Origin of the sequence: Novosphingobium sp. CF614 (assembly GCF_900113255.1) — a bacterium.
Lineage (GTDB): Bacteria > Pseudomonadota > Alphaproteobacteria > Sphingomonadales > Sphingomonadaceae > Novosphingobium.
Map to the genome: position 1 here is coordinate 1 of NZ_FOOR01000059.1, position 1680 is coordinate 1680.

A 1680-nucleotide genomic window follows, 5' to 3' on the forward strand; every position below is an offset into this window, starting at 1 on the left:
GCAGGAGAGCCTTTTCGGTTTGCATCGGCAAGTGATTTTTGTATGCATTGCCTACAAACAGCGCCTAAGCGCGAAATGGCGGATGCAGGCCGGGGCGGGGGCCGGGGCGGGGGATGGCCGCCTGGGGCGGTGCCGGGGTCATGGAAAGGGAGACGAGATGAACGAGACGGCAACCGTCAGCTTCGAGCAGCTGGCCTATTCGCAGGCCGCCCAGGCCTTTCTCGACCGCGAGCCGCGGCTGTTCATCAACAACGCATGGACCGCCTCCAGCCACGATGCGACGATCGCGGTCGAGGACCCTTCGTCGGGCCGGATCGTCTCGCGGGTGGTCGATGCCTCGGACCGCGACGTCGACCGCGCGGTGGCGGCGGCGCGCGCGGCGTTCGACGACGGGCGCTGGTCGGGACTGGCACCGATGGCGCGCGAGCGCACGATGAACCGGCTGGCCGACCTCATCGAAGCCCATGCCGACCTGTTCGCCGAGCTCGAGGCGATCGACAACGGCAAGCCCAAGGGCATGGCCGGGGCGGTCGACATTCCCGGCGCGATCAGCCAGATCCGCTTCATGGCCGGCTGGGCGAGCAAGGTCGCGGGCGAGACCACCGCGCCTTACACGCTGCCCGCCGGCAAGGTGTTCAGCTACACGGTGAAGGAGCCGGTGGGGGTCTGCGCGCAGATCGTGCCGTGGAACTTCCCGCTGCTGATGGCCTGCCTCAAGATCGCCCCGGCGCTGGCGGCGGGCTGCACGATCGTGCTCAAGCCGGCCGAGCAGACCTCGATCACCGCGCTCAAGCTGGCCGACCTGGTGGCCGAGGCGGGCTTTCCGGCGGGCGTGGTGAACATCATCACCGGCAACGGCCACACCGCGGGCGACCGCATGGTCAAGCACCCCGACGTCGACAAGATCGCCTTCACCGGCTCGACCGAGATCGGCAAGCTCATCAACCGCAACGCCACCGCGACGATGAAGCGCGTCACGCTGGAACTGGGCGGCAAGAGCCCGGTGGTGGTCATGCCCGATGTCGATGTCGCCAGTGTCGCGGCGGGCGCGGCGGGCGCGATCTTCTTCAACTCGGGGCAAGTCTGCATCGCCGGCAGCCGCCTGTTCGCGCACAAGTCGATCTTCGACGAAGTGATCGAAGGGGTGGCGCAGGCTTCCGCCTTCTGGGCGCCGCGTCCCAGCCTCGATCCGGCCGGCCATACCGGCCCGCTGGTCTCCAGGGAGCAGTTCGACCGGGTGATGGGCTATATCGAGGCGGGCAAGCGCGACGGCGCCAGCGTCGCGGTGGGCGGCGATGCCCCGGCCGCCGATGGCTACTACGTCAATCCCACCGTGCTGGTCGACGTCAACCCGCAGATGAGCGTGGTGCGCGAGGAAATCTTCGGCCCCGTCGTCGTCGCCCAGCGCTTCGAGGACCTCGACGAAGTCGCCAGCATGGCCAACGACACCTGCTTCGGCCTCGGCGCCGGCGTGTGGACCAGGGACCTCGCCACCATGCACAAGCTCGCCGCCCGCATCAAGGCCGGAACCGTCTGGGGCAACTGCCACGCCATGATCGACACCGCCCTACCCTTCGGCGGATACAAGCAATCCGGCAGCGGACGCGAACAGGGCAGACAGGGCATCAACGCATACCTCGAAACCAAATCCGTCATCATCCAGTTGTGATGAGCAGGGCG

The 1680-nt window shown here is 67.9% G+C and carries 1 protein-coding gene; it reads left to right on the forward strand.

Annotation, left to right across the window (positions count from 1 at the left end; translation table 11 throughout):
- Window positions 1-157: 157 nt before the first annotated feature.
- Window positions 158-1669 (forward strand): aldehyde dehydrogenase family protein, encoded by a 1512-nt coding sequence (locus BM052_RS19250; RefSeq protein WP_091149486.1) that lies wholly within the window; start codon window positions 158-160, stop codon window positions 1667-1669.
- Window positions 1670-1680: the final 11 nt, after the last annotated feature.

Excerpts from the sequence above, each read along its gene's own strand:
- BM052_RS19250 (WP_091149486.1), top strand. The coding sequence starts at position 158 with ATGAACGAGACGGCAACCGTCAGCTTCGAGCAGCTGGCCTATTCGCAG.